Here is a 24209-nt window from a genome sequence, read left to right as displayed (position 1 = left end):
CACCATAGGAGTCGAATCATCAGTAATGCTGATAATGGAGCGCCGATGACGACAGCGACCGAGCCCTGGGGCGAGACCGTGCACGTGGAGTTCGGGAAGGGGATCGCCTGGGTCACGTTGAACCGCCCGGACAAGCGCAACGCGATGAATCCGGCTCTGAACACCGAGATGTGCCGGGTGCTCGATCATCTGGAGGCCGACCCGCGCTGCCGGGTGCTGGTGCTCACCGGTGCGGGCGAATCCTTCTCCGCTGGAATGGATTTGAAGGAATACTTTCGCGACGTCGAGGCGACCGGAGATCTCGCGCTGCAGTATCGGGTGCGCCGGGAGAGCAACGAATGGCAGTGGAAACGGCTGGCCTACTTCCCCAAGCCGACCATCGCGATGGTGAACGGCTGGTGCTTCGGCGGGGCCTTCACCCCGCTGGTGGCCTGTGATCTGGCGATCGCCGACGAGGCCGCGAAATTCGGTCTGTCCGAGGTGAACTGGGGCATTCCGCCGGGCAGTGTGGTCACCAAGGCGCTGGCCGCGACGGTGCCGCAGCGCGACGCGCTCTACTACATCATGACCGGCGAGGTCTTCGACGGTGCGCGGGCCGCGCAGATGCGATTGGTCAACGAGGCGGTTCCGGCCGGACGGCTGCGCGAGCGGACCGGAGAACTGGCCGCGCGCCTGGCCGGGCTCAATCCCGTTGTGCTGCACGCGGCCAAGGTGGGCTACCGGTTCGCCGCGGAGATGAGCTGGTCGCAGGCCGAGGATTATCTGTACGCCAAGCTCGATCAGACCCGGGCTCTCGATGTCGAGCACGGCCGGGAGAAGGGCCTGTCCCAGTTCCTCGACGACAAGAGCTACCGCCCCGGACTCGGCGCATTCGACCCTGCGAAATAAGCAGGGGCGCAACCGAAACGGCATCGGACGAGGGAGGACTGATCGTGCGGAATCGGGGACTGGGCTCGTGGCCCGCCCGGCGGTCCCGGATGACGCCGGATGCGGTGGCGGTGATCGGCGCGGGCAGGTCGATCACCTTCGCGCAGTTGTACCGCCGGGTGGCCCGCGTCTGTGCGGAACTGCGGGCCGCGGGCGTGCGCGCCGGTGATCGGATCGCCTATCTGGGCCCGAATCATCCGGCCTATCTGGAACTGCTGTTCGCGGCCGGAGCGGTGGGCGCGATCTTCGTCCCGGTGAATTTCCGCGGTGCCGCGGCCGAAATCGACTATGTCCTGGGCGATTGCGGTGCACGCGTGCTGTTCCACACCGAGGAGTATCGAGATGTCCTGGAGGACTTGACTTTCGATATTCGCACGATCGAGGTGGCCGCCGACGGAGTGCTCGAGGATAGCGATGGCGGCGATGCGGTCGTTCCCGACGAGCCGGTGGGCCTCGAGGATCCCTGCGTAATCATGTACACCTCGGGAACCACCGGGAGACCCAAGGGCGCGGTGCTCACGCACGGCAACCTGACCTGGAACTGCTTCAATGTCCTGGTCGAATCGGATATCGCCGCGGACGAGGTGGCGTTGGTGTCCGCGCCGCTGTTCCACGCCGCGGCGCTGGGCATGCTGTGCCTACCCGTGCTGCTTCGGGGCGGCTGCGTGATCCTGCTCGAGAAGTTCGATCCCGCAGTGGTTTTCGATGCGATCGAACGTCACCGGGTGACGCGGATGTTCGGCGTGCCCACCATGTACGACGCGCTGGCCGCGCTCGACCGCTGGGACACCGCGGATCTGTCCAGTATCCGGGTCCTGCTGTGCGGCGGAGCGCCGGTGCCGCACAACACCATTCGGCGCTATCTGGCGCGTGGGCTGAGCTTCGTGCAGGGATACGGGATGACCGAGGCGTCACCGGGTGCGCTGCTGCTGGACCCCGGCCACGCGCGGACGAAGGCCGGATCCGCCGGGGTCCCGTCGTTTTTCAGTGATGTGCGGGTGGTCGACGACGATGGTGTGCCGGTCGCGATCGGCGAACGCGGCGAGGTGATCGTCAGCGGGCCGAATGTGATGTCCGGCTATTGGAACCGCCCGGCCGACACCGCGGAAGTGTTGCGGGAGGGCTGGTTCCACTCCGGCGACGTCGCCACCGTGGATTCGGACGGATACGTCTACATCGTGGACCGGATGAAGGACGTCATCATCTCCGGCGGGGAGAACGTCTATCCCGCCGAGGTGGAGAACGTGCTGACCGCGCATCCGGCCGTGGCGGCGTGCGCGGTGATCGGCGTTCCGGACGAGCGCTGGGGCGAGGTCGGCCGGGCCGTCGTCGTGCTCGCGGACGGACAGGCCGCCGAGCCGCGGACGCTGCTCGCCTTCGCCCGCGAGCGGCTCGCCGGGTACAAGGTGCCCCGCTCGGTCCGCTTCGCGGATGAACTACCGAAGGGCGGTTCCGGGAAGGTGCTGAAGTCCGCGGTGCGCGACCTCTATGCCTGAGACCTCTGTGCATGAGATCCCTATGCATGAGACCTCTGTGCATGATCTCGCGAGGGGATCGTCGGAACTGCCTGGGCCGCCCAGGAATCGGCGTGCAATGGCTGATCGGGTCATTGCCGGGAGAATTCAGGTGAAGCGCTCGCCCCGCGGCCGCCGCTCGACCTCGATGAGTTGCGGCCGCTACGACCATCAGCTCTGCGGGACAAGTGTTTCCGAACGCTGAACGGTCCCGGTGATCCCGGCGGCATCCTGCCCCGCGAGCAGAACCGCCGCCCGTGCGATCGTCTCCGGAGGTTCGATCATCTCCTCGGGGATCTCCCGGCCACCGCCCGCGGCCTGCCACCCCTCGGTCAGCACGACCCGGGACGGGCTCAGGCAGTTCACGGCGATGTTGTCGCCCCGAAGATCCGATGCCAGGCCCAGGTAGAGGCGTTCGGCCGCGGCCTTGGACACCCAGTAGGCGTTCGCGCCGCGATCGGTCATGTCCACACCGGTGGTGGTGATCGCCACCAGTGATCCGCCTCCGCGTGCCCGCAGATGCGGGATGACGGCCTTGGTCACCAGGAACACCCCGGTCAGGTTGACCTCCAGACAGCGCTGCCAGCGCTGTAACGGCGTCGTCTCGATCGGTCCCATCCACAGCACACCGGCGTTGGCGATCAGGACGTCTATTCCGCCGAACGCGGAAACCGTTGCACTGACGGCATTTTCGACAGACTCCTCGCTGGATACGTCGCACGGGACCGGCAGTGCCCGCCCGCCCGCGGCCTCGATCCGTTCCGCGACCGCGCCGATCGTGCCGGGCAGCCGCCCCTCGGTCTCCGAGCGCGCAGCGACGGCCACGGACGCTCCGGCCGCCGCGAGGCCCTCGGCGATGGCCGCGCCGATCCCCCTGCTCGCGCCCGCGACGAAGGCCACCTTGCCCGCGAGCGACCCGCCCGGGCCCCGGCCTCCGCCGGGGCCTCGGGTGCCGGATCGGACGACGCTCACTTCGGCGGGAAGCGCAGTGCGCCGTCGAGCCGGATGGTCTCCCCGTTGAGGTAGTCGTTCTCGATGATCGACTGCGCGAGCTGGGCGTATTCGGTGGAACGGCCCATGCGCTTGGGGAAGGGCACCTGCGGGCCCCAGTACTGCTCGAGCTTGTCGGCGGACTTGCCGTAGGCGGGCGTGTTGACCGTGCCCGGTGCGATGGTCACCACCCGGATGCCCAGCGGTGACAGATCGCGCGCGGCGACCAGCGTCATGCCCAGTACGCCGCCCTTGGCCGCGGAGTATGGCAACTGCCCGATCTGACCCTCGTAACCGGCGATCGAGGCGGTGTTCACGATCACGCCGCGCCCGCCCTCCTCGAGCGGTTCGGTCCGGGCGATCGCCGCCGCGGACAGCCGCAGCACGTTGAACACCGCGGTCAGATAGAACTCGATGGTGGTGCGGAATCCGTCCAGCGCCAGCGGCGAGCCGTCCTTGCCGACCAGCCGTCCGCCGCTGGCCGGGCCGCCATGGGTGTCGACCGAAATCCGAAGCGGTCCCAGCGATTCCGCTTCCGCGATGGCCGCCAGCACCGAATCCTCGTCGGTGGCGTCGGTGTGCACGTAACGGATGCCGAGCTCGGTGGCCAGCTCCTTGCCCTTGTCGTCGGCGACGTCGGCGACAACGACTTTTGCTCCGGCCGCGTGTAACCGCCGCACCGTCGCCTCGCCCAGGCCACCGGTGCCGCCGACCACGATCGCCGAGCTTCCACTGATCTGCATGTCGTTACCCTCTCTTGTAATCACTACTCTCTGACTGCGAGAATAATGTTCTCATGAACATCAGCATGATCCTAGACATGGCCGTCTCCGCGGAGACGGAAGCAACGGAACCGGGGCCCCGGCCGGTGATCACGGTCGGGGACCGGTCCATGAGCGCGCAAGAACTGCGCGCCTACGCCCGGCGGCTCGCCGACCGGGTCCGGGACCGCCCCGCGGTGCTCTACCTGGGCTCGAGTCATCTGGCCTATCCGGTCGCGCTGTTCGGCGCGGCCCTGGCCGGGGTGCCGTTCGTCCCGCTCAACTACCGCCTCGGCGAACAACAGCTCTCGGCATTGCTGGATAAACATCCGGGTGCGCTGATCCTGCGCCAGGAGGATCTGGACGCACTGGTCGAGGGCGAACTCCCGGTACAGGAGTCCGAGGTCGACCCGCCCTGGGACGAGAACGCCGTGGCCGCCATCATCTACACCAGCGGCACCACCTCCGAACCCAAGGCCGCGCTGCTGCGGCATCGGCACCTGATGGCATATCTGTTCAACACCATGGAATTCGGCGGTTCCGAACCCGGGCACGCCTCGCTGGTGTCGGTGCCGCCCTATCACATCGCGGGGCTGACGAACCTGCTGTCGAATCTGTACTCCGGCCGCCGGGTGGTCTACTTGCCAGCCTTCGACGCCGAGCGCTGGCTGGCCACGGTGCGCGAGGAGAAGATCACCCACGCGATGCTCGTGCCCACCATGCTCGCCCGCATCGTCGCGGCGGTCGACGGAGACGATGCGGCCACGCCCGGACTTGCCAGCCTGGCCTACGGCGGTTCGCGTACACCGCGCCCCGTGCTCGAACGTGCCCTGAGGGTGTTTCCCGACACCGGATTCGTCAATGCCTACGGGCTCACCGAAACCGCTTCCTCGGTGGCGGTTCTCGGTCCGGAGGATCACCGCGAGGCATTCGCCTCGCAGGATCCGGTCGTGCGGGACCGGCTCGGCTCGGTCGGGCGCGCGCTTCCCGGTATCGAGGTCGAGATCCGCAGCGAGACAGGAGATTCCGTGCCGGCGGGCGAATCGGGCCTGGTCTTCGTGCGGGGTGAGCAGATCTCCGGGGAGTACGGCGGACGCAGCGCGCTCGATGCCGAGGGCTGGTTCCCGACCCGCGATCTGGGCCGCCTGGACGCCGACGGTTACCTGTTCATCGAGGGCCGCGCGGATGACACCATCATCCGCGGTGGGGAGAACATCGCGCCCGCCGAGATCGAGGACGTCCTGCTGGATCATCCGGGCATCCGCGAGGCCGCGGTGATCGGCGTGCCCGATCCGGAATGGGGGCAGCGCCTGGTGGCCGTGCTGGTCGGCGAGGGCGACCCCGAGGAGATCAAGGGATGGGTGCGCTCGCGGCTGCGCTCGTCCAAAACCCCGGACACCATCGTGTTCCGGGCCGAACTGCCCAAGACAGAAACCGGAAAACTGGTGCGCCGCACCCTGGTCGCCGAATTGGAGAACACTCATGCCTGAAGCCGTCATCGTGTCCGCGCTGCGCGCCCCGATCGGGACTGCCCGCAAAGGCACCCTGCGCGACACCAATGCGTTCGACCTCGCCAATCATGTGGTGTCCGCCGTCGCCGGGGAGGTCGAGGCGGGCCGCGTCGAGGACGTGATCCTCGGCGAGGGCCGCTACGGCGGCGGCGTCGTCGCCCGGCACGCGGCGATCACCGCCGGGCTGACCCCGGCCTCGGGTATGGCGCTGAATCGGCACTGCGCGGCCGGGATGTCCGCGGTGCAGACCGCCGCGGCGGGCATCCGGGCCGGGATGAACGACCTGGTCATCGCCGGTGGGGTGAACTCCGAGTCGACCGCGCCGCGGGCCCGGTGGAAGGTCGGCGAGGACGAGTGGATCGATCCGTGGGTCTCGCCCTCGCATCCCGAACGCCCCGACGCGCCGACGCTGGACATGTCGATCACGGTCGGCTGGAACACCGCGGTCAAGGCGGGGCTGACCCGTGCGGATATGGACGAATGGGCGTTGCGGTCGCATCGCAATGCGATCGGAGCGATCGATCAGGGACGGTTCAAGGAGGAGATCGTTCCCATCCAGACCCCGCACGGTCTGTTCGAGGTGGACGAGCATCCGCGCCGGGAGACCAGCCTGGAGAAGCTCGCCGGTCTGAAGGTGCTGCACCCGGAGATCGAGGGATTCAGCATCACCGCGGGCAACGCCTCGGGCTCCAACGACGGCGCCGCGGCCCTGGCGGTGGCCAGTGACAGCCTCGGGCTGCCCGCGCTGGGGATCATCCGGTCCTGGGCATCGGTCGGTGTGGATCCGGCCGTCACGGGTCTGGCTCCGATCGAGGCGATCACCAAAGCCGTTGCCAAGGCTCGTATCTCGCTGTCGGAGGTGAAGTTGTTCGAGATCAACGAGGCGTTCGCGTCGGTGCCGGTCGCGGCGATCCGGGCGCTGGATCTGGACCCGGACGCGGTGAACTTCAGTGGCAGCGGCTGCTCGCTCGGGCATCCGGTGGCCGCCTCCGGTGCGCGGATGATCGTCACCCTGGTACACGAATTGCGCCGTCGCGGTGGCGGGTTCGGCATCGCCGCGATGTGCGCCGGCGGTGGCATGGGCTCGGCCACGGTGATCGAGGTGCCCGCGCCGTGAGGCGGTGTCGGTAGTACATGCAGACGGTTGCCGAATTGATCGAAGCGGCCCGCACGGGATCGGTGCGGGCCGCGGGGCGGTTGTTGAGTCTGGTCGAAAGCGACCGGCGGGCAGAGGTTCTCGCGCACCTGGGGGAGCGCGCTCCGGTGCGGGTGGTCGGGGTGACCGGGCCGCCCGGCGCGGGTAAGTCGACCACGATCGCCGCGCTGGTCGCGGCCTATCGCGAACGTGGGCTGCGGGTGGCGGTGCTGGCGGTGGATCCCTCCTCGCCGTACAGCGGCGGCGCGCTGCTGGGGGACCGGATCCGGATGGCGCAACACATCGACGATCCGGGCGTACTGATCCGCTCGGTGGCCACCCGCGGTCATCTGGGCGGGCTGGCCGCGGCGGTGCCCGCGGCCGTCGCCTTGCTCGGCGCGCTGGGATACGGGCTGATCCTGCTGGAGACGGTCGGAGTCGGGCAGTCCGAGATCGAGATCGCCGCGGTCGCCGACCCGACCCTGGTGATCTTGAATCCCGGTGCGGGAGACGCGGTTCAGGCGGCCAAGGCGGGTCTGCTGGAGGTCGCGGACATCCTCGTGGTGAACAAGGCCGATCGGGACGGCGCGACGCAGACCGTGCGCGATCTGCGCCAAGAGGTCTCGGTGCCGATTCTCACCGCGGTCGCGGCGCGGAACACCGGAATCGCGGAATTGGCCGCGGCGATCGACGCACATCATCGCGCGGATACCGGCGAACGTCGCAGTGCTCGGGCGCGGGCGCAGATCCTGTCGCTGGCGCAGAGCCGGTTGCGCGGGGACGCCGCGCTGGACCGCCTCGCGGCCGAGGTCGCCGCCGGCACGTGCGATGTGTACGCCGCGGCGGACCGCCTCCTTTCTCCCCGTGACCGCCCGGATGTTCACACGAACGGAAATGACGTATACATTAAATGAGAATTAGATTTCCATCCGCGAGGCTGGGCGGCTGATCCCAGAGGCCGCCACGGCAACGTGGCTGAACGACAGACGGAGGACGGCACATGGCCAAGGCGCTCGCGCCCGAAGCATCCACATGGCCCGCGGACAATCCACAGCTCGTCGGCACCCGGTGCGGTTCGTGCAGTGCGGTGACGTGGCCGCGGCAGTCCCGCTGCCCGCGCTGCAGCGGCCCGGACATGTCCGAAGTGCTGCTGCCCACCCGCGGCACGCTGATCGCTTGGACGACACAGGGTTTCGTTCCGAAACTGCCCTATGCGGGCAAGGAGACCGCCGACACCTTCGAGCCGTTCGGCGTCGGCCTGGTCCAGTTGGGTGATCAGGTGCGCGTGGAAACCCGGCTGACCACGGCCGACCCGGACGCATTGAAACCCGGGATGCAGCTCGAGCTGACCTTCGTCCCGCTCTACGTCGACGACAGCGGCGAAGAGGTCGTGACCATCGCATTCCAGCCGGCCTGAAGGAGCCTGACATGAACGACGTTGCCATCATCGGCGTCGGCCTGCACCCGTTCGGCCGATTCAGCAAGACGGCCATCGAAATGGGCGCGGACGCAATCCAACTCGCTCTCACCGACGCGGGCGCGGAATGGAAGGACATCCAGTTCGGCTTCGGCGGAAGCTACGAGGTGAGCAATCCGGACGCGGTCACCCGGTTGGTCGGGCTGACCGGTATTCCGTTCACCAATGTGTTCAATGCCTGTGCCACAGCGGCCAGTTCGATCGAGCAAACCGCCGAGGCGATCCGCTCGGGACGCTACGACATCGGCATCGCGGTCGGCATGGACAAACATCCGCGCGGTGCGTTCACCGACGATCCGGCCAAGCTCGGGCTGCCGGGCTGGTACGCGGAGAACGGGCAGTTCGTCACCACGAAGTTCTTCGGTATCAAGGCCAATCGCTATCTCCAGGATCACGGCATCTCCCAGCGCACCCTGGCGAAGATCGCCGCGAAGAACTTCCGTAACGGCGCGTTGAATCCGAATGCCTTCCGGCGCAAGCCGATTCCGGAAGACGAGATTCTCAACTCGACAATGCTGAACTATCCGCTCACGCAGTACATGTTCTGCTCGCCCGACGAGGGCGCGGCGGCGGTGATCATGTGCCGGGGCGATCTCGCGCAGAAGTACACCTCGAACCCGATCTACCTGCGCTCCACCGCGATTCGCACGCGACGCTACGGCGCGTACGAGGTGCACAGCACCTGGGCGGCCATCGACGAGGACGTCTCGCCCACGGTGTACGCCTCGCGGGCGGCCTTCGAGGCCGCCGGAATCGGCCCCGAGGACGTCGACGTCATCCAATTGCAGGACACCGACGCCGGCGCGGAGCTGATTCATATGGCGGAGAACGGATTCTGCGCCGACGGCGAGCAGGAGAAGCTACTCGCCGAGGGGGCCACCGAGATCGGCGGCCGCCTCCCGGTGAACACCGACGGCGGCCTCATCGCCAACGGCGAGCCGATCGGCGCTTCGGGCATCCGGCAGGTCTACGAACTGGTTCAGCAGTTGCGCGGCACCGCGGGCGACCGCCAGGTTCCGGGCAACCCCCGAGTCGGCTATGCCCAGGTCTACGGCGCTCCCGGCACGGCCGCCGCGACGGTGCTGAGCCTGTAGTCTCTTTCGAATCGGCCGATCGGGCAGCGGCGATGTCGTTGCCCGATCGGCCGTTCTCGTGCGCTCTGGAATTCGTGCCACGATAACGCGATGCACCCTGCCGCGGATGCGATATGCAGGAGGATCCGGCAGATATCGGCTAGGTCTTCCGCAGGCGCGCCGCCAGCCCCTGGAGAATTATCGCTGTGCCGCCGTCGAATTCGTCGGCGGGGGACATGGTGCGGGCGTGGGCTGCGGTCTCGGTGAGCAGGGGGAATTCGTCGGCGGAGCCCGCGGCCAGGGTGTTGGTTCCGGGACCGCTGAGCGAGGCGTAGTGCGCGTTCTGGAGGTAGCCGAGCAGGAAGTCCACGACGGTGCGCTGGGCGATGACGCGGTCTGCGCCGGTGAATCCGGCGTCGGTCAGCACCCGCAGCATGGCCTCGATCCAGCGCATGGTCGCGGTCGAGGACTGCCGGTGTCGCAAGGTGAGCGGGATGGCAGCGGGATGCGCCGAGACTGCGATGCGGATCCGGTCGAGCAGGAGGGTGGCACGATCGCGCCAGTCGGTGTCCGCAGGCAGCGATACGTCGATCGGCTCCAGGATGCGGTTCGCGACCAGGATTTCGAGCTGGTCGCGGTCCGTGACGTAGCGATACAGGGCCATCGTCGCCATCCGCAACTCGTTGGCCACCGCTCGCATGGTCAGCGCCGACAGACCATCGCGATCGATCACCGCCAGCGCGGCGGTGGCGAGGTCATCGGTCGTCAGTGAGCGGGGACGGGGCACGGATTGACAGCGTACGCGATACGCGCATACTGGACGTAGGCGTATCCCGTACGCTTATGAAGGGAGTTTCCCCATGTCGCTGTCGTCATCGGTGCCCGCCCGCACGCTGACAACCATTGCCGGAGCCGAGGTCCGCGTCCCGGATCCGGATCGCCTGGTCCATCTCCAGTTCCGCAGGTTCGCCGGATGTCCGGTGTGCAGTCTGCATCTGCGCTCGATCGTGCTGCGCCGCGACGAGATCGCCGCCGCCGGAATTCACGAGGTGGTGGTATTTCATTCCAGCGCAGCGGAATTGCGCGCGCAAACCGCCGCGGTGCCGCTGGATCTGATCGCGGATCCCGCCCGTGCGCTGTACCGCGAGTTCGGCGTGGAGTCCGGTCCGCGGGCCCTGCTCGACCCGCGCGGCTGGCCCGCGATCGCGCGTGGTGTCGTTCGTGAGCTGCGAGCGATCCGCCGGCGCGAGAAGCCGCCGCCACCGTCGCGTCCCGAGGGCGGCCGCCTCGGTCTGCCCGCCGATTTCCTGATCGCACCCGACGGCATGGTGCTCGCGGCGAAGCGGGGCGTCCACGTCGACGACCAGTGGTCGGTGGACGAGCTGCTGGCCCATGCCGCTCGCACGGCAGGGGTGCCGCGATGACGCCTCCCGATGTCGCGGTCGGCATACACGATCAAGACGATCTGACCGATTTCCTGATCCGCTATCCCGAAGAAATGGCGTTCGGTGATCAGGACCCCGGCCGCATCCTGGATCGCTGGTTCGCTCCCGGATTCGTATTCCGTAACGACGGTATGGCGCTGGATCGGCAACGCCTGATCGATCACGCCCGCCCGGCACGTCGCAACGCTCGGGCGATTCACGTCGAGGTGCACTCGATGATGCTGTCGGGCAACGGAATCGCCGCCCATTACACCCTGACCGCGACGATGCGTACCGCACACGTCATCGCCACCGAGATCTACCTGGTCGGCAGGCTCGCGCAAGACGCGCGGATCACCGGTATCGACCAGTGCACCCGCATCCTGACCACGACGTGAGATGTGACGCCGATTTGTCCAGCGGCTCGGCCGGGCCGCCGGATTGTCCTCGGCGAGGGGGCATACGGGGTTGCAGGTCGCGGTCTCGAATGCCGGCGCGACGGGGGAGTCGTGGCCCTGGTCGGCCGTATGCGCCGGGCGCAGGACTGTTCGAGGTCCGGTGCGCTACTCGAGCAGGGCGTCGCGCAGACGCTCGAGCTCGGCGTGGCCGAAATCCAGTCCGTCGGTGAGGAATCGGTCGAAGGTGCCGTAGCTCGACTCGATGGCGGCGAAGGCCGAGCCGATATAGGACGGGTCCTGGTAGAGGAGTTCGCGCATGGCGGCGGGGTCCTCGACCGCTCCGGATTCAGCGGCGCGGGTGAGCCAGGCCTGGTAGCTGGGCCAGACGTAGTCGTTGGTGGCCAGATAATCGGCCAGGACCTCGTCGTGGGGGACGCCGAGGGCGGTCAGGACGATCGCGGCCATCCAGCCGGTGCGGTCTTTGCCCGCGGTGCAGTGGAACAGCAGTGGGTCGCGCTCGGGATCGGCGATCAGGCGCAGGGCGCGGGCGAAGATCGCCCGGTACTCCGGCTCGGTGACGAACTGCCGATTGATCGAGCGCATCACCTCGGCGGCCCGGCCGTTGCCGAGATCCGGCTTGCCACTGGAGAACTCGTCGACGACCGGGCTCAGGGTGGCGGTGATGTTCCCGCCGGCGATGGGCAGTTCGAAGCGTTCGACATCGGGCGGCAGGCGATCCGGCCCGTGGCTCGTGATCTCCCGCTGACTGCGGAAATCGATAACGGTGCGAAGGCCGAACCCGGCCAGGACGTCCACGTCGCCATCGGTGAGTTTGTGTAGCGCGTCGGCGCGGAACAGGCGTCCCGTGGCCAGCCTCCGGCCCTCGGCGGTGACGAATCCGCCGAGATCCCGGACGTTGACCGTACCCTGCAGTTCGATGAGGCTCATACCCTCACGCTAGCCGCGCCGCCGTCCCCGCGCCGATCGGCTTCCGCTGAGTGGCCGGTCCCGCGAAAACCGGGACTAATGGTCCGTCCCGGGACATGATCGAGGGCGAACCGTACCCCCGACCCGCAGGACGAGCCGATGACCGACACCGAGTCCGATAACGCCGAGGTCCGGCGGGCCCGAGCGCATGCGCTCGGCGACATTCCCCGGCGCACCGCACGCCGCGTCCCGGACAAACTCGCCCTCGTCGACGGCGAGGTGCGACTGACCTTCGCCGAGCTGGACGATCACATCGATCGCGCGGCAGCGGCCCTGGTCGCCGCGGGCCTCACCCGCGGTGAGCGGCTGGCGATCCTGTCGCACAACTGCTGGCAGTATCCGGTGCTGGTGTTCGCGGCCGCGCGGCTGGGCATCGTGGTGGTGCCGATCAACTTCATGCTGGGCGCGGGGGAGATCGCCTACATTCTCGAGCACAGCCGTGCCGCCGCACTCGTTGCCGAGGACGCTCTGGTCGCACCGGCCGAACAGGCTATCGGCGAGGCTCGGACCGCGGTCCGGGTCCGCGCGGTGATCGGCGCGCCGCACGAGGGTTGGACCGATATCGCCGAATGGACCGGCCACGAGCGCGCGGAGCTGCCGGATCTGGTGATCGAGGACGACGAGGTGCTGCGGCTGATGTACACCAGCGGCACCGAATCACGGCCCAAGGGCGCGATGCTGTCCAGCCGCAGCCTGATGTGGCAGTACGTGAGCATCCTCGCCGACGGCGGCATGGACGGCCACGACATCGAGCTGCACGCGCTGCCGCTGTACCACTGTGCGCAACTGGACTGCTTCTTGATCCCGGACATCTACCTGGGCTCGACCAGCATCATCGCCTCCCGGCCCGACCCGGACGAACTGCTGGCCACCATAGAGCGCGAGCGAGTCACGAAACTCTTCGCCCCGCCGACGGTCTGGATCGCGCTGCTGCGCTCACCCCGCTTCGACACCACCGATCTGAGCACCCTGCGCAAGGGGTACTACGGGGCGTCGGCCATGCCCCGGGAGGTACTGCTCGAGTTGCAGCAGCGCCTACCCGGCGTACGGCTGTGGAATTTCTACGGCCAGACGGAGATGGCGCCGATGGCCACCGTCCTGCAACCGGAAGATCAACTGACACACGCCGGTTCGGCCGGACGCGCCTCGCTCAACACCGAAACCGAAGTGGTCGACGATCAGGACCGCCCGGTGCCGGCGGGAACCATCGGCGAGATCGTGCACCGCAGCCCGCATGCCATGTCGGGATATCTGAACGATCCCGAACGCACCGCGGCGGCGTTCTCGGGTGGCTGGTTTCACTCCGGTGACCTCGGCTATCTGGACGAGGACGGCTATCTGTACGTGGTCGACCGCAAGAAGGACATGATCAAGACCGGGGGCGAGAATGTCGCCAGCCGCGAGGTCGAGGAGGCGCTCTACACCCACGCCGATATCGCCGAGGTCGCGGTGTTCGGCGTCCCGCATCCCAAGTGGATCGAGGCCGTCGTCGCCGCGGTCGTCCCGCGCGTGAACGCCACCCTGGACGCCGGGGCCGTGATCGCGCACTGCCGGAGACAACTGGCGGGTTACAAGGCACCGAAATATGTGGTGATCGTCGAGGAACTGCCCAAGAACCCGAGCGGGAAACTCCTCAAACGCCAACTACGCGAACAGTTTTCGGAGATCGCCGCAGCGGACGTCGGTGTTTGAGGGTGCGCTGACCGGCCGAGGCCGGGTGCGGTGTCGCGGCGATCTCATGGCGACCCATCTGCGGAAGCTGCCCACAGGTGAAGGTGAGACGCCGAGGTGATCCGGGCGGCGCTCGCGGGCGTGGGCCGCCGGTCGCGTACGCGCGGGATCCCAGCGGTGCGAGCGCTTTCGGGCGATCGGTCGATTCAAGATGCCCGGCGGGGTCCGGTCGCGGCGACCAGAGCGTCCACGGCATCGGCGGCCGGGGTGGGGCCGTCGGTGAGTTCGACGATGACGCGGTTCAGATCGGGGCGGTGCAGGGCCGCATCGATGAACGCGGCCACGCCGTCGCGGTGGACGTCGCCGTATTCGATCGCGAGACCCGCTGTGACACAACCATTTCCGGGTTCGTCACGCAGCGTGCCCGGACGTACGATGAGCCAATCCAGATCGGTGTGGGTCAGGTACACGTCGGCGGTCTTCTTCACCCGCATGTAGTGCTCGAAGCCCTCGCTGATCTGCCTGCCGCGCCCGGCGTCGGGGAAGACCGAGACCAGGACGAATCGCGACACCCCGGCGAGGCGGGCGGCCTGCGCCGCCTTCTCCAGTCCGGCGCCGTCGATCGCGCTGGTCTGGTCCTGCCCGGTGCCGTGCGCGCCCGCCGAGAACACCACCGCATCGTGCCCGCGGAACTTCTCGGCGAGTTCGTCGACGCTGTCGGCGATCAGATCACCGGCGAGCGGGGTCGCACCGGTTCCGGCGATCACGGCGGCCTGTTCGGGGCGGCGGTGCATACCGGTCACCTCGTCGCCGCGCGCGTGCAACAGCGCGGCCAGCGGTCGCCCGACGCCCCCTGCCGCGCCGATCTGGAACACCTTCATCGATGTGCCCTCCTTTGTCCGGATGATGTGCGAGAACCGACGATCCGAACATCAGGCTAGTGGTTGCGGGTGCACGTCCGTCCCACCCGGCTCGTCGACGATTCCGGCGCAACGCGGGGAGTCGATGTGATTGGTTCCGTATCATTGATACATGGTGGGAGAACTCGATGCAGTCGGCGAGCGGATACTGGACGCGGCACTGGACCGGATGTTGTGCTCCGGCATCGGGGAAGCCGGCATCGAGGAGGTCGCGCGCTGTGCCGGACTCCCCGAACCGGATGTGCTCGCCCGCTTCCCCACCTCGGAGGATCTGGTGGACGCGGTCCTGGTTCGCGAGGTGTTGCGCATGCTGGCCGAGCTCACCGCGGTGAGTGTGACCACGGACGGGATCGACGCCCAAATCGAATCGGTCTCGCTGTACATTCTCGCGCGCATCCGCGCGCATCCGCTGGTGACCCGATTGCTGGAGGTGACACCGGGCGAGAGTCTGGGTTTCTACACCGTGCGCGGCGGCAAACTCGTCTCCCTGGGCAGCCACTACATCGTGACCATCCTCGAATACGCGCAGGGCGCCGGGCTGATCGATCGATACGATCCGCAACCGGCCGCGGAAATGCTTGCCCGCCTGGCGCATTCGCTGCTGCTGGTCCCGGAGGGCGGGACCGACTTCCGCGACGCCGAGCGTGTGCACGCCTTCGTACTGGATACCATCGTGCCGCTGATCAAACACGGTCTGCCGACGCCGGCGATGGATCGCGCGGTCGATCGTGTGGAATAGCCGGCGACCGGATTCGAGCACCGGACACTCAGCGGCTGCGGGCGGCGGGTTTGGTGCGCGATTTGGTCCGACCATCGGTCGTGGCGCGGGTGGGTAGCCCGTGTTTGACCAATGGCACGATGCTGGTGGCCACGAATGCCCGCACCTGCTCCTCGTCCCGGAAATCGATCTCGCCCACCGGGGTCAGCAGCACCGAATGTGCCAGGCGGGCAAGTAGTTCCGCGACCGGACGAGGGTCGTAATCGTCGATCGCGCCGCTCTTCTGAGTGGCCTCCAGGACATGCACGATGTAGCGGATGCCGATCTTGACCGACTCCTGGCCCCGCACGGTGTAGAAGTCGAGGATTTCCTCGGGCGCCACATCCAGCAGCTGGGTGACCAGGGGATGGGCGTGGGTCTGGGTCAGCACGTAGACGATGGTCTCCTCGATCTGGTTGTCCACGCCCTTGGTGGCGGTGGCGATCGTGGTGACCTCGGCCAGCGTGCGCTGGATCTCGCGGGAGAGCATGGCGTCGATCAGGTTCTCCTTGGTGGTGAACCGCCGGTAGATCGTCACCCGGTTGACCCCCGCGCGTCGCGCGATGTCGTCGAGGCTCGCGCGTCGGATGCCGACCTGCAGCACCCGGGTCAATGCCGCGTCGAGAATTCGTTCGTCCATATCGTCCCGTGCTGCTGCCATGCATCAAAGGTACATAATTGGTTTCTTCGCTGCGTAACGGTGATGTCACGACTGAGCGGCCCTGTGGCCTGCCATATCGCGGTGTCCGATGGGGATGTACACGTCCTTGCGTCGACCGAGTGGCCCGGAGAATGCAGTCCGGGCCGCTCGGTCAGGTTGCGTGCTCGGGACTAGGAGTCCCAGATCTGCTTCTTCCCCTGCCGGTAGAGGCCCGCGTCCTGCTGCCGGATGCCGTCGAACTCCTTGATGGTCTTGTGCGGCCAGATCATGGCCTTCTTCGAGGTCGACCCGGAAGCGGCGAGGATGGCGTTGGCTGCCATCCGGCCGCCCTCGTTGGCGCCCTCCATGGTGGCGAGGTCGATCTGAGTCTGGTTGTAGTCGCCCGCCAGGAACATGTTGGGGATCTTGGTCGGCCCGGTAGGACGAATTTCCCAGGACCCGGCGGTATTGATCAGCAGCGGGTCCTCGTTCGTGTATTTCGAACCGTCCCACTTCATTCCGGGATCCAGGTTCCAGCCCACCAGATTGTTGGAGTGGATCTTGTCGGCCACCGAGGTGATCTGGTACCAGGCCTCCTTGGCGACCTCCTGCGAGCTGCACTGGTCCGCCCGCTTCTTGTTCTGGACGCCCGGTGTGCGCCAGTCGGAGATATCGACCGACAGAATGCTTTTGACGGTTCCGTCGCCGTAGTCCTTGGAGAAGTCCGGGTGCAGCTTCTTCCAATGGTAGGTCTGCTGGATGCCCGACATCCGCCACGGCGACTCGATGAAGAGCATATGCCCCGGCGACTCGATGGTGTCCGTGTCGAGGTAGAACTGGATGCCGGTCATCCAGTCGCAGAACAGCTCCTTGATCCGGCCGAGCGAAGGATCGATGGCGAGGATGTCCGGGCTGAACAGCGTGCTGACCTTGTCGGGTGGCAACGCGACGACGAACCAGTCCGCCTCCACGTTCTTGGTCGCTCCCGAGGCGTCCTTGATGACGGCCGAGGTGATCTTCCCGTTCTGCACGTTGAGTGATTGGCAACCGGAGCCCAGTTGCATATCGACATTGAGCTTCTTCAGCAGATCGACCCACGGATCGATCCACACCTCGTTGGTCGGACCGCACAGGCAGTTGTCGAAAGTCTTGCCCTTGACGTGTTCGTCGCGGCCCAGGAAGGACATCAGGATGCACTCGATCTCGCCGCAGATCGTCTTCGCGCTCGCGAGGTTCTCCTTCGCCGCGACAAAGTCTCGGCAGATACTCGAGACAATGAGTTTCGCGGTCGGATTGGAGCCCGGGCCGATGCCACAGAATTTATCGAACGGCACCTTCTCCCACTCCCCGATACGGCGTTCGTCGGAACTGCCGAGATACACCACCCACTTCCGCACGATGTTGTACATCTCGCCGTAGGGGATTCTGGGAATCCAGGTCATCCCGCCCAGCAGCGTATCGAGAATCCAGTTGATATTCGCTGCCTCCAGCACGTCGCCGGTCCAGAATCCGCCGGGGATGGTGAGGTTGCCTCCCCTCTCCTCGATACCTACGCTCGGGACGGTGACGAGATTGTCCATGACACCGTTCTTGTTGCCCGGGAACGGAATTCGGGCCATGGTGTCCCAGGTGACTTGGTAATAACCGGGGAAGAAGCGGTACCCGTGCTCACCGGGCACGGGCTTGCGGCCACCGGAAACCGGCATCGCACTGTCCATACTCCGTGCCTTACCACCCCAGGCTCGCGGCTCGTAGATGGTGACGTGGAATCCACGCTCGGCCAGTTCGTGGGCAGCGGTCATACCGGCCACCCCGCCGCCCAGAACGACGACCCGGTTGCTGCCGGGCGCTGCCGCGGTGGTGTTCATCGCCGCTGACGGCGCGGAGGTCGGCGTCCGCGACGGCGTAGTGGTTCCGGACGCAGTCGTGGTGGGCGTCGGGGTACCTGACGGGGTCGTCGTGGTCGTGGGCTGCGCTTGCGCAATTCCCGCCGTCGCGGCGGCAGCCACGGCCAGCGAGCCGGCAGCTGCGCCCTTCAATACCTTTCGGCGGTTTACTTCGGAGTCGGCCATTGAATTCCGTCCTCATCGACAGCAGGCCAGCGGTCGAGTCCTGCCAACTATATGCACGAGTAATCCGGAAGGTCAACAATGTGTCTCAATTTGGTTCATTGTTACAACTGATGTGGTGGTCGGGTTCGGCCTTTTGTACCCGGAAACAGCTGTGGTGCCCATCCTCTTATCGAGCGAGGATGGGCACCACATTTCAGGCATACAACCGCGGCCGCCGGACCGCGGCAGCTCGAATTATCCCGGGACGCAGAGCGGAATGCTGGAAAGCGTAGTCAAACCACACGATCCGGCATTGAGGGCGAAACCGCCCAAGGCCGGGAGCGAGCCGACCGACCCGGCGCTCGAGCCCAGATCCGGGAGGCCGGAACTGAGGAAATTGGGCACGCCCGCGGTGGAGTTGTACAGTTCGCTGCCGTCGTCCACGAACGACGGGCCCGAGGGGGCCGGCACCGCGGCACTCGCGGCGCCCGCACCCATGGACAGGCCGCCTGCGACGACCGCTGCTACGCAAAGCTTTTCAATGACACGCATGATGAACTTCAACCTTCTGCGCGGCTGAATTGATGAGAATGAACGCCGGGCCGCTCGAGGCCCTCGGTGATCCGGCGCTCGCGTTCGATCCGACTAGCTGCAGCCGGGGATGGCCGGAACCGAGGACCCGATCACCGAGGCCCCCGACCCGGTGATACCGGTTACGAGGGCGCAAACCAACTGCACCCCATTGTCGACCACGGCCGAGCCGGTGGACGGCAACGACGAACCGCCGAGAGGGGCGGCGCTCGCGGGTCCGGCGGCCAGTACCAACCCGCCGGCGATGGCGACCACGGCACATGTCTTCTTCATTGCACTCATAACCTGACATCTCTCTGCGCGGCGGACTTGAATGGTCGAGAGAAAGACTATCCAAGTTCCGCTGCATCGCAATATTATCGTGACGATGCACAAAAGCCGACGCGCTCGCACCCGCATCGTTCCAGCTGACCGGTTACCAATAGAAAAATACGGTTGACCACGTATACAACAGATTCGAGAAAAACCCTGTGCATCCGCACAGTCTCCCCGACCGCGACTCAGGATTCTGCGGTGGACCGTTATCCTCGAGTCATGTTCGGTGGCATCGGCTGGCCTGAATTCATGATTCTACTCGTCGCGGCGCTGGTTATTCTTGGTCCGGAGCGGCTTCCGGGCGCCATCCAGTGGACCATGAACGCCTTCCGGCAGGCTCGCGATTACGTGGGGGACACCGCGGAACAGCTGCGCTCGGAAATCGGTTCCGAGGTGGATCAGTATCGCGACCCCCTGGCGCAGCTGCGGGAACTACGCGGAATGTCCCCGCGCGATATCGCCGTCAAATACCTGTTGGACGGCGATGATTCGATTCTGACCGGCGAATTCGAGCAGGCAACCGAAGAGCAGGCCGGACAGATCGCTGCCGAACCGCCGGGTGAGACCATCGAGTTCAAGGAGCGGATCGATCCCGCCAACGGCGGTGTCGTCGACGCCGCCGACTGGGCCTATCCGGTCGCGCCCGCCCCCGGCGCGGACGAGCAACCCCGATTCGACGTGGAAGCCACATAACCGCCGCGTCCCGTTGTCATCTATCCTGTGCGAATCCGCATCATTTCGTCGCTTCTCGCGCCCGGCCTGGTCGCCTGGCTGTAGATGCGCACCCTGTACCACCGCCGAACCCGCCGCTTCACTCGGCTTTACCAGGCCGCAGTCGGCGGAGTCCACTTTTTCGCGGATCGGGATGACGCCGTAGCGGGGCGAGAATCACCGGCGCCGACGACTGTAATGATGAATTCAGGACATGCGGTAGATGTTGTGACCATGCACTGTGAATATTCGAGATTCTTCGGAATTGCCCGGCTCGGAAATGTATCGGATAACCGATATTCTTGTGCATTGTCACGAGCGGTATTGCCCCGGACGAAATCCCGGATAATGTGTTCGGTGCAATGTAAATCAGCCGCGCAGAGGGTTGAATGAGCTATGAATAAATTCGGAAAGTTGATGGCTGCGGCAGCGTTCGCCGGCGGGGTGGCGCTGTCGGCCGGGCCCGCCGCCGCCGCGCTGACCGTGACCCCCGTGGACGACAGCTCCGGATCGTCGTCCATGATTCCCGGACTCGGCGGTGGATCCTCGTCCATGCTTCCGGGGCTGGGCGGGACGACGACCCCTTCGCCGTCCACGACGACCCCGTCGCCGTCCACGACTGCGCCCGCGACTCCCGCAACGTCGGCGAATCCCGTAGCTTTCAGCACCGGCTCGGCGTTGATCGACTCCGGAATCGGTATGTTGTGCTCCCTCACCGGCTCCGCGGCCGGTTCCGCCGGTTCCTCGGGTACCACCCTTCCGGGCTGCTAGCAGCCTCGTTCCAACAATTTCGACAACTGAGGAACCGAGCGGCCCGGTGTGGTGCACCGGGCCGCTCGAACTTCGGTGGAGGAGGTTGATCATGGGTGCACTGAGTCCCACACATTTATTGATCATCGTGGGCGCACTCGTCGTTCTGTTCGGGGCGAAGCGGTTGCCCGAGGCGGCCCGCGGTGCGGGACGTTCGCTGCGCATCTTCAAAAGCGAGGTGCGCGAGATGCAGTCGGACAGCGGCGAATCGGCGCAACCGGTACCGCATCCGGTGGCGCAGGAGTCAGGAAAAATTCTGTCCGAGAAGTGATCTCTCGATCCGTCGGCCGAGAGAACGACTTCCGGCCGGGGCGTTCGTGCCCGCCGTCGCGGCACCGCGCGGCCGACGCCAACGCCCCGGCTATTCGAATTTCAAGGGATGCAATGGTTTTCGACCTGTTCAAGGCTGCCCCCCGGCGGGCCGTCGCGATAGCGCTGTTCGTGATGTTCTGCATGGTGCCGACCCCCGGCGCCGCCTCACCGCCGAAACCGCCGGCGGTCACCTCGATCACCGAGAACGGGCGTACCTGGCATCTGAAGGTGTACTCGGCGGCGATGGGCAAACAGATCGCTGTCGACGTGCTACGTCCGGCCGACACCTCGCGGCCCGCGCCGAATCTCTACATGCTCAACGGCCTGGACGCCGGTGAGGGTCCGATGAATTGGCAGAAGCAGACCGCGGCAATACAGTGGCTCGGCGACAAGCCGGTCAACGTCATCCAGCCGATCGGTGGCCGCGGCAGTTACTACACCGACTGGGAGAAGCCGGATCCCCGTCTGGGAGTGAACAAATGGAAGACATTCCTCACCGAGGAACTGCCGCCGCTCCTGGACGGGACACTGCATTCCACGGGGTTGAACGCCCTGACCGGCCTGTCGATGTCAGGGACGTCGGTACTGCAGCTGGCCGAGGCCGAGCCCGGTTTGTGGAAATCCGTTGCCGCCTATAGCGGATGCGCGCAGATCTCCGATCCGATGGGGCGGTTGTTCGTCAACCTGGTCATCGGCCTGTGGGCGGGCGGCAACACGCTGAACATGTACGGCCCAGCCGACAGTCCGCTGTGGGCGCAGAACGACCCGCTCATCAACGCGGAGAAGCTGCGCGGCACTCTGCTCTACATCTCCAGCGGGAACGGGCTTCCCACGCCCCGCGACGTTCAGAACTATCAGAACCAGGCTCGTGGCGGACCTGCCGGCGACGTCAACCTCGGTCTCGGTATGCTCATCGAGGCAGCGGCCGATCAGTGCACACACAATCTGCAGACCCGGCTCGACGCGCTGCATATCCCGGCAACCTTCCAATTCACCCCGACCGGCACCCACTACTGGCCGTATTGGGAAGAGGCCCTGCACAATTCATGGCCGCTGCTCGCCCGGGGGATGGGGCTGAAAGGCTATTGAGCGTCGTGCGTCACCCGCGCGGTCATGCCGTGGGCGGCGGAGGCTGTGATCGCCGGATCCGCTGACGTCGTGGCCCGGCAGTAGGCGCGAACGATCAGCGCCGCCTGTAGATTCCACAGACCAGGCTGGGTGAGCGGATCGTATCCGGTGAATTCCTCGATGCGGCGCAGCCGGTAATCGATCGTATTGCGGTGCAGATTCATCAATCGGGCGGTATCGCGCCGGTTGAGATTGGTCTGCAGATGGGTGAGCAGAGTCTGCAACAGCTGCGGGTGGTCGTCCAGCGGGTCCAGGATGGTGGCGAGCCGGTCGCGTGCCGGGCCGGGCCGGGTGATCTGGTACTCCAGCGCCACATCGGCGAAGCGGTAGAGGCCGGCCGGATAGCCGAGGCGTTCAACGAGATCCAGCAGATCGTGTGAGTGGTCGGCGAAGTCTGCCAGGGCGGTGCGCGGCGCGAAGGACACCGTCGCGGTCACCGGCGTGCGTGCCGCGACCGACAGTTGCGCGATCAGCTCCTCCAGGGCGGCGTCGTCCGCCTCGCGGGACGGTACGAGGATGGTCCCGCCGCAATCCCCGAGAGTCGAGAGCACCGGCAGTTCGCACCGGTTGGCCAGGGCCGTTCGGATGCCCCACATGGCGCGCTGACGCATGTGCGACCGATTGCCGGGGAGTTCGGAATTGTACTGGGAGACAATGGTTATCGCGAGGACCGCGTAGATCTCCTCGGCATGCTGCACCGATTCGGCCGGCAGATCCCCCAGGGTGGCCGCGATGACTTGGAAAGGGACGGCCGGTGTCAGCGCGGCCGGGCGCAGCTCGGTGACACTGGTCTCGGCGATCGTCGCGGTGACCATTTCGCGAATCTCGATGAACCGCTTGGTCGTCGCGACGAGCTGGTCGTCGTCTGCCGCGGTGGTCCGGGAGATCTGCTCGAAGCTCTCGCGAGCCGCCCGTTGCATGGCCGCCGTACAGTGCTCGGTGGAAAGCCCTTGTGACGCAGCCGCTTCGACTGCATCACGCAGCCGATCGAGAATGTCCGCGACCCGCTCGGGCTCGTCCGGCGCACGGAGCAGATCGGTCAGCGCCGTCCGGCAGATCCGGAGGATCTCCGCCTGTTCGGCGGGAACGAGGTGATCACGGCGCGGCTGGCGCTGATCACCGATGGATGGGAGCGGATAGCGGACGTCAGCTGTGACGAACATGTGTACTCCATTCGATGCTCGGTTCGGCCGCGAGGGCCGGGGCCGGTCGGTAGTCCCGGTTGCTTTCTCGGAGTGAAGGACAGAATAGCCCCGAATGAAACAATGCATCAATACCTGATGCATCGATCTTCGAATGACGAGAGATTCGAATGATTCGCCTCGAGTGCGGCGCCGAACAGTTGGATGCGGTCACAGTTCCCGTTGTCACGATGAACCAATCGCGGCCGTTTCGTTGACCTGTGATATCGGCTGTGTGTACCATGCGGCGCATTTCGCCGGCGGTCCGGCGTCGCCGAGCCGGTTCGAATGTCGTTGTGCACGTGGGAATATCGATTATGCCGAGACGATCCCGGAAATTGTCGTAACAAGTCCAGTGTTCCGGCGACGGTGTTGGGCCGCAGGACTCGCCCGACGTAGCTTATGGGTGTGGCACCGCACTGCGCGGCCGGTGCCACACCCTCGCCCGGCGGTACCCCACCAATTCAGCAGCAGGCCCACGGTCGGGGCCGCCGGGCGAGTTCGACCGGGGGTGCGCCGACCGCGGACGTTGGCACCCCACGGGAGACCGGCTCGCGCACTGCCCACCGCGAACGGCGGATCATCGGAAAGCGGCTGTTACGTCGATTGTCCCGCCCGCATCGGTTACCGATGCGGGCGGTTCGCGATGTCCGGACCCTGCCGGGTCGTCCCAGGGACGACCCGGCAGGCGCGATATCGCCGAACGACCGGTCAGCCGAACAGGAAAGCGCTGCCGGTATTCGCGCTGCCGGTGACAGCCGCGCTGCCGGTCCCCAATATCACGTGCACGATGTCCAGGAGCACACTGATCATCTGGATATCCTTTCCGAATCCACTTCGAATGCCGGAATCTCCGGCATGAACTCCATCGGACGACATTTCCCGTCGTTATCCGATTCGATGACATTCGTGCCGATGCCGAGGT

General features: G+C 66.3%; 25 protein-coding genes. 15 read left to right on the top strand and 10 right to left on the bottom strand.

Annotation, left to right across the window (positions count from 1 at the left end):
• The first annotated feature begins 45 nt into the window (after positions 1-45).
• Both NV1_RS13580 and NV1_RS13575 read left to right on the top strand, forming a co-directional pair.
• Positions 46-888 (top strand): p-hydroxycinnamoyl CoA hydratase/lyase, encoded by an 843-nt coding sequence (locus tag NV1_RS13580; RefSeq protein ID WP_067890363.1) that lies wholly within the window; start codon positions 46-48, stop codon positions 886-888.
• A gap of 44 nt (positions 889-932) precedes the next feature.
• A complete protein-coding gene (locus tag NV1_RS13575) occupies positions 933-2423 on the top strand; it encodes an acyl-CoA synthetase (RefSeq protein ID WP_067890360.1) in 1491 nt (496 codons plus the stop codon).
• Positions 2424-2612: 189 nt separating this feature from the next.
• Here NV1_RS13575 and NV1_RS13570 read toward each other — a convergent pair whose 3' ends face one another.
• Positions 2613-3413, bottom strand: a complete 801-nt coding sequence (locus NV1_RS13570) for an SDR family NAD(P)-dependent oxidoreductase (RefSeq protein ID WP_067890357.1) — start codon at positions 3411-3413, stop codon at positions 2613-2615.
• Positions 3410-4174 carry an SDR family NAD(P)-dependent oxidoreductase gene (locus NV1_RS13565; protein WP_067890354.1) on the bottom strand — a complete coding sequence of 255 codons (765 nt, stop codon included), beginning with the start codon at positions 4172-4174 and terminating at the stop codon, positions 3410-3412. The genes NV1_RS13570 and NV1_RS13565 overlap by 4 nt, the downstream gene beginning before the upstream one ends.
• A gap of 53 nt (positions 4175-4227) precedes the next feature.
• Between NV1_RS13565 and NV1_RS13560 the strand changes: the two genes are divergently transcribed.
• From NV1_RS13560 to NV1_RS13540, 5 genes are all read left to right on the top strand, one after another.
• Positions 4228-5682, top strand: coding sequence for a class I adenylate-forming enzyme family protein (locus NV1_RS13560; RefSeq protein WP_067890351.1), 1455 nt, complete (start codon positions 4228-4230; stop codon positions 5680-5682).
• Positions 5675-6820 carry a thiolase family protein gene (locus tag NV1_RS13555; protein ID WP_067890348.1) on the top strand — a complete coding sequence of 382 codons (1146 nt, stop codon included), beginning with the start codon at positions 5675-5677 and terminating at the stop codon, positions 6818-6820. The genes NV1_RS13560 and NV1_RS13555 overlap by 8 nt, the downstream gene beginning before the upstream one ends.
• A gap of 17 nt (positions 6821-6837) precedes the next feature.
• Positions 6838-7752: a methylmalonyl Co-A mutase-associated GTPase MeaB gene (meaB, locus tag NV1_RS13550; protein WP_067890340.1), complete on the top strand. Its 915-nt coding sequence runs from the start codon at positions 6838-6840 to the stop codon at positions 7750-7752.
• 86 nt (positions 7753-7838) lie between these two features.
• Positions 7839-8255: a Zn-ribbon domain-containing OB-fold protein gene (locus NV1_RS13545; protein ID WP_067890337.1), complete on the top strand. Its 417-nt coding sequence runs from the start codon at positions 7839-7841 to the stop codon at positions 8253-8255.
• An 11-nt stretch (positions 8256-8266) separates the two neighbouring features.
• Positions 8267-9409 carry a thiolase family protein gene (locus tag NV1_RS13540; protein ID WP_067890335.1) on the top strand — a complete coding sequence of 381 codons (1143 nt, stop codon included), beginning with the start codon at positions 8267-8269 and terminating at the stop codon, positions 9407-9409.
• A gap of 139 nt (positions 9410-9548) precedes the next feature.
• Here the strand turns inward: NV1_RS13540 and NV1_RS13535 are convergent, their stop codons facing one another.
• On the bottom strand, positions 9549-10175 hold the full coding sequence (locus NV1_RS13535) for a TetR/AcrR family transcriptional regulator (protein WP_067890332.1): 627 nt from the start codon (positions 10173-10175) through the stop codon (positions 9549-9551).
• 73 nt (positions 10176-10248) lie between these two features.
• Between NV1_RS13535 and NV1_RS13530 the strand changes: the two genes are divergently transcribed.
• The gene (locus NV1_RS13530; protein ID WP_067890329.1) at positions 10249-10812 is read left to right on the top strand and encodes a peroxiredoxin-like family protein; all 564 of its coding nucleotides are present in this window, start codon (positions 10249-10251) and stop codon (positions 10810-10812) included.
• Positions 10809-11210, top strand: coding sequence for a nuclear transport factor 2 family protein (locus tag NV1_RS13525; protein WP_067890326.1), 402 nt, complete (start codon positions 10809-10811; stop codon positions 11208-11210). Before NV1_RS13530 ends, NV1_RS13525 begins: the two co-directional genes overlap by 4 nt.
• 165 nt (positions 11211-11375) lie before the next feature.
• Here NV1_RS13525 and NV1_RS13520 read toward each other — a convergent pair whose 3' ends face one another.
• Complete coding sequence (locus tag NV1_RS13520) at positions 11376-12158, bottom strand: tyrosine-protein phosphatase (protein WP_067890324.1); 783 nt, start codon at positions 12156-12158, stop codon at positions 11376-11378.
• A gap of 138 nt (positions 12159-12296) precedes the next feature.
• On the opposite strand from NV1_RS13520, the gene NV1_RS13515 reads away from it, so the two are divergent.
• Complete coding sequence (locus tag NV1_RS13515; RefSeq protein WP_067890321.1) at positions 12297-13889, top strand: fatty acyl-CoA synthetase; 1593 nt, start codon at positions 12297-12299, stop codon at positions 13887-13889.
• 185 nt (positions 13890-14074) lie between these two features.
• Here the strand turns inward: NV1_RS13515 and NV1_RS13510 are convergent, their stop codons facing one another.
• A complete protein-coding gene (locus NV1_RS13510) occupies positions 14075-14749 on the bottom strand; it encodes an SDR family oxidoreductase (RefSeq protein ID WP_067890318.1) in 675 nt (224 codons plus the stop codon).
• 151 nt (positions 14750-14900) lie between these two features.
• On the opposite strand from NV1_RS13510, the gene NV1_RS13505 reads away from it, so the two are divergent.
• Entirely contained in the window at positions 14901-15527 is a 627-nt protein-coding gene (locus NV1_RS13505) for a TetR/AcrR family transcriptional regulator (RefSeq protein WP_067890315.1), read from the top strand.
• Between the two features lie 28 nt (positions 15528-15555).
• Here NV1_RS13505 and NV1_RS13500 read toward each other — a convergent pair whose 3' ends face one another.
• From NV1_RS13500 to NV1_RS43455, 4 genes are all read right to left on the bottom strand, one after another.
• Positions 15556-16206 carry a TetR/AcrR family transcriptional regulator gene (locus tag NV1_RS13500; protein ID WP_067890312.1) on the bottom strand — a complete coding sequence of 217 codons (651 nt, stop codon included), beginning with the start codon at positions 16204-16206 and terminating at the stop codon, positions 15556-15558.
• A gap of 170 nt (positions 16207-16376) precedes the next feature.
• Complete coding sequence (locus tag NV1_RS13495; protein ID WP_084525343.1) at positions 16377-18257, bottom strand: hydroxysqualene dehydroxylase; 1881 nt, start codon at positions 18255-18257, stop codon at positions 16377-16379.
• A 234-nt stretch (positions 18258-18491) separates the two neighbouring features.
• Positions 18492-18788, bottom strand: a complete 297-nt coding sequence (locus NV1_RS13490; RefSeq protein WP_157116881.1) for a hypothetical protein — start codon at positions 18786-18788, stop codon at positions 18492-18494.
• A 93-nt stretch (positions 18789-18881) separates the two neighbouring features.
• Positions 18882-19109, bottom strand: coding sequence for a hypothetical protein (locus tag NV1_RS43455; RefSeq protein WP_157116879.1), 228 nt, complete (start codon positions 19107-19109; stop codon positions 18882-18884).
• 252 nt (positions 19110-19361) lie between these two features.
• On the opposite strand from NV1_RS43455, the gene tatB reads away from it, so the two are divergent.
• From tatB to NV1_RS13465, 4 genes are all read left to right on the top strand, one after another.
• Positions 19362-19835 carry a Sec-independent protein translocase protein TatB gene (gene tatB / locus NV1_RS13480; protein WP_067890301.1) on the top strand — a complete coding sequence of 158 codons (474 nt, stop codon included), beginning with the start codon at positions 19362-19364 and terminating at the stop codon, positions 19833-19835.
• Positions 19836-20249: 414 nt separating this feature from the next.
• Complete coding sequence (locus NV1_RS13475) at positions 20250-20624, top strand: hypothetical protein (RefSeq protein WP_157116877.1); 375 nt, start codon at positions 20250-20252, stop codon at positions 20622-20624.
• Positions 20625-20715: 91 nt separating this feature from the next.
• Positions 20716-20934 carry a Sec-independent protein translocase subunit TatA gene (tatA, locus tag NV1_RS13470; RefSeq protein ID WP_067890296.1) on the top strand — a complete coding sequence of 73 codons (219 nt, stop codon included), beginning with the start codon at positions 20716-20718 and terminating at the stop codon, positions 20932-20934.
• Positions 20935-21047: 113 nt separating this feature from the next.
• Positions 21048-22064, top strand: coding sequence for an alpha/beta hydrolase (locus tag NV1_RS13465; protein ID WP_245713702.1), 1017 nt, complete (start codon positions 21048-21050; stop codon positions 22062-22064).
• On the opposite strand, the gene NV1_RS13460 is transcribed toward NV1_RS13465, so the two are convergent.
• Entirely contained in the window at positions 22058-23266 is a 1209-nt protein-coding gene (locus NV1_RS13460) for a helix-turn-helix domain-containing protein (protein ID WP_067890293.1), read from the bottom strand. The two genes, NV1_RS13465 and NV1_RS13460, sit on opposite strands and share 7 nt — an antisense overlap.
• Positions 23267-24209: the final 943 nt, after the last annotated feature.

The organism is Nocardia vaccinii NBRC 15922 (genome assembly GCF_001613305.1).
In the GTDB taxonomy this organism is placed as follows: Bacteria; Actinomycetota; Actinomycetes; order Mycobacteriales; family Mycobacteriaceae; genus Nocardia; species Nocardia vaccinii.
The sequence above is the reverse complement of the archived record's forward strand: the minus strand, read 5'-3'. Positions and strand labels throughout refer to the sequence as shown.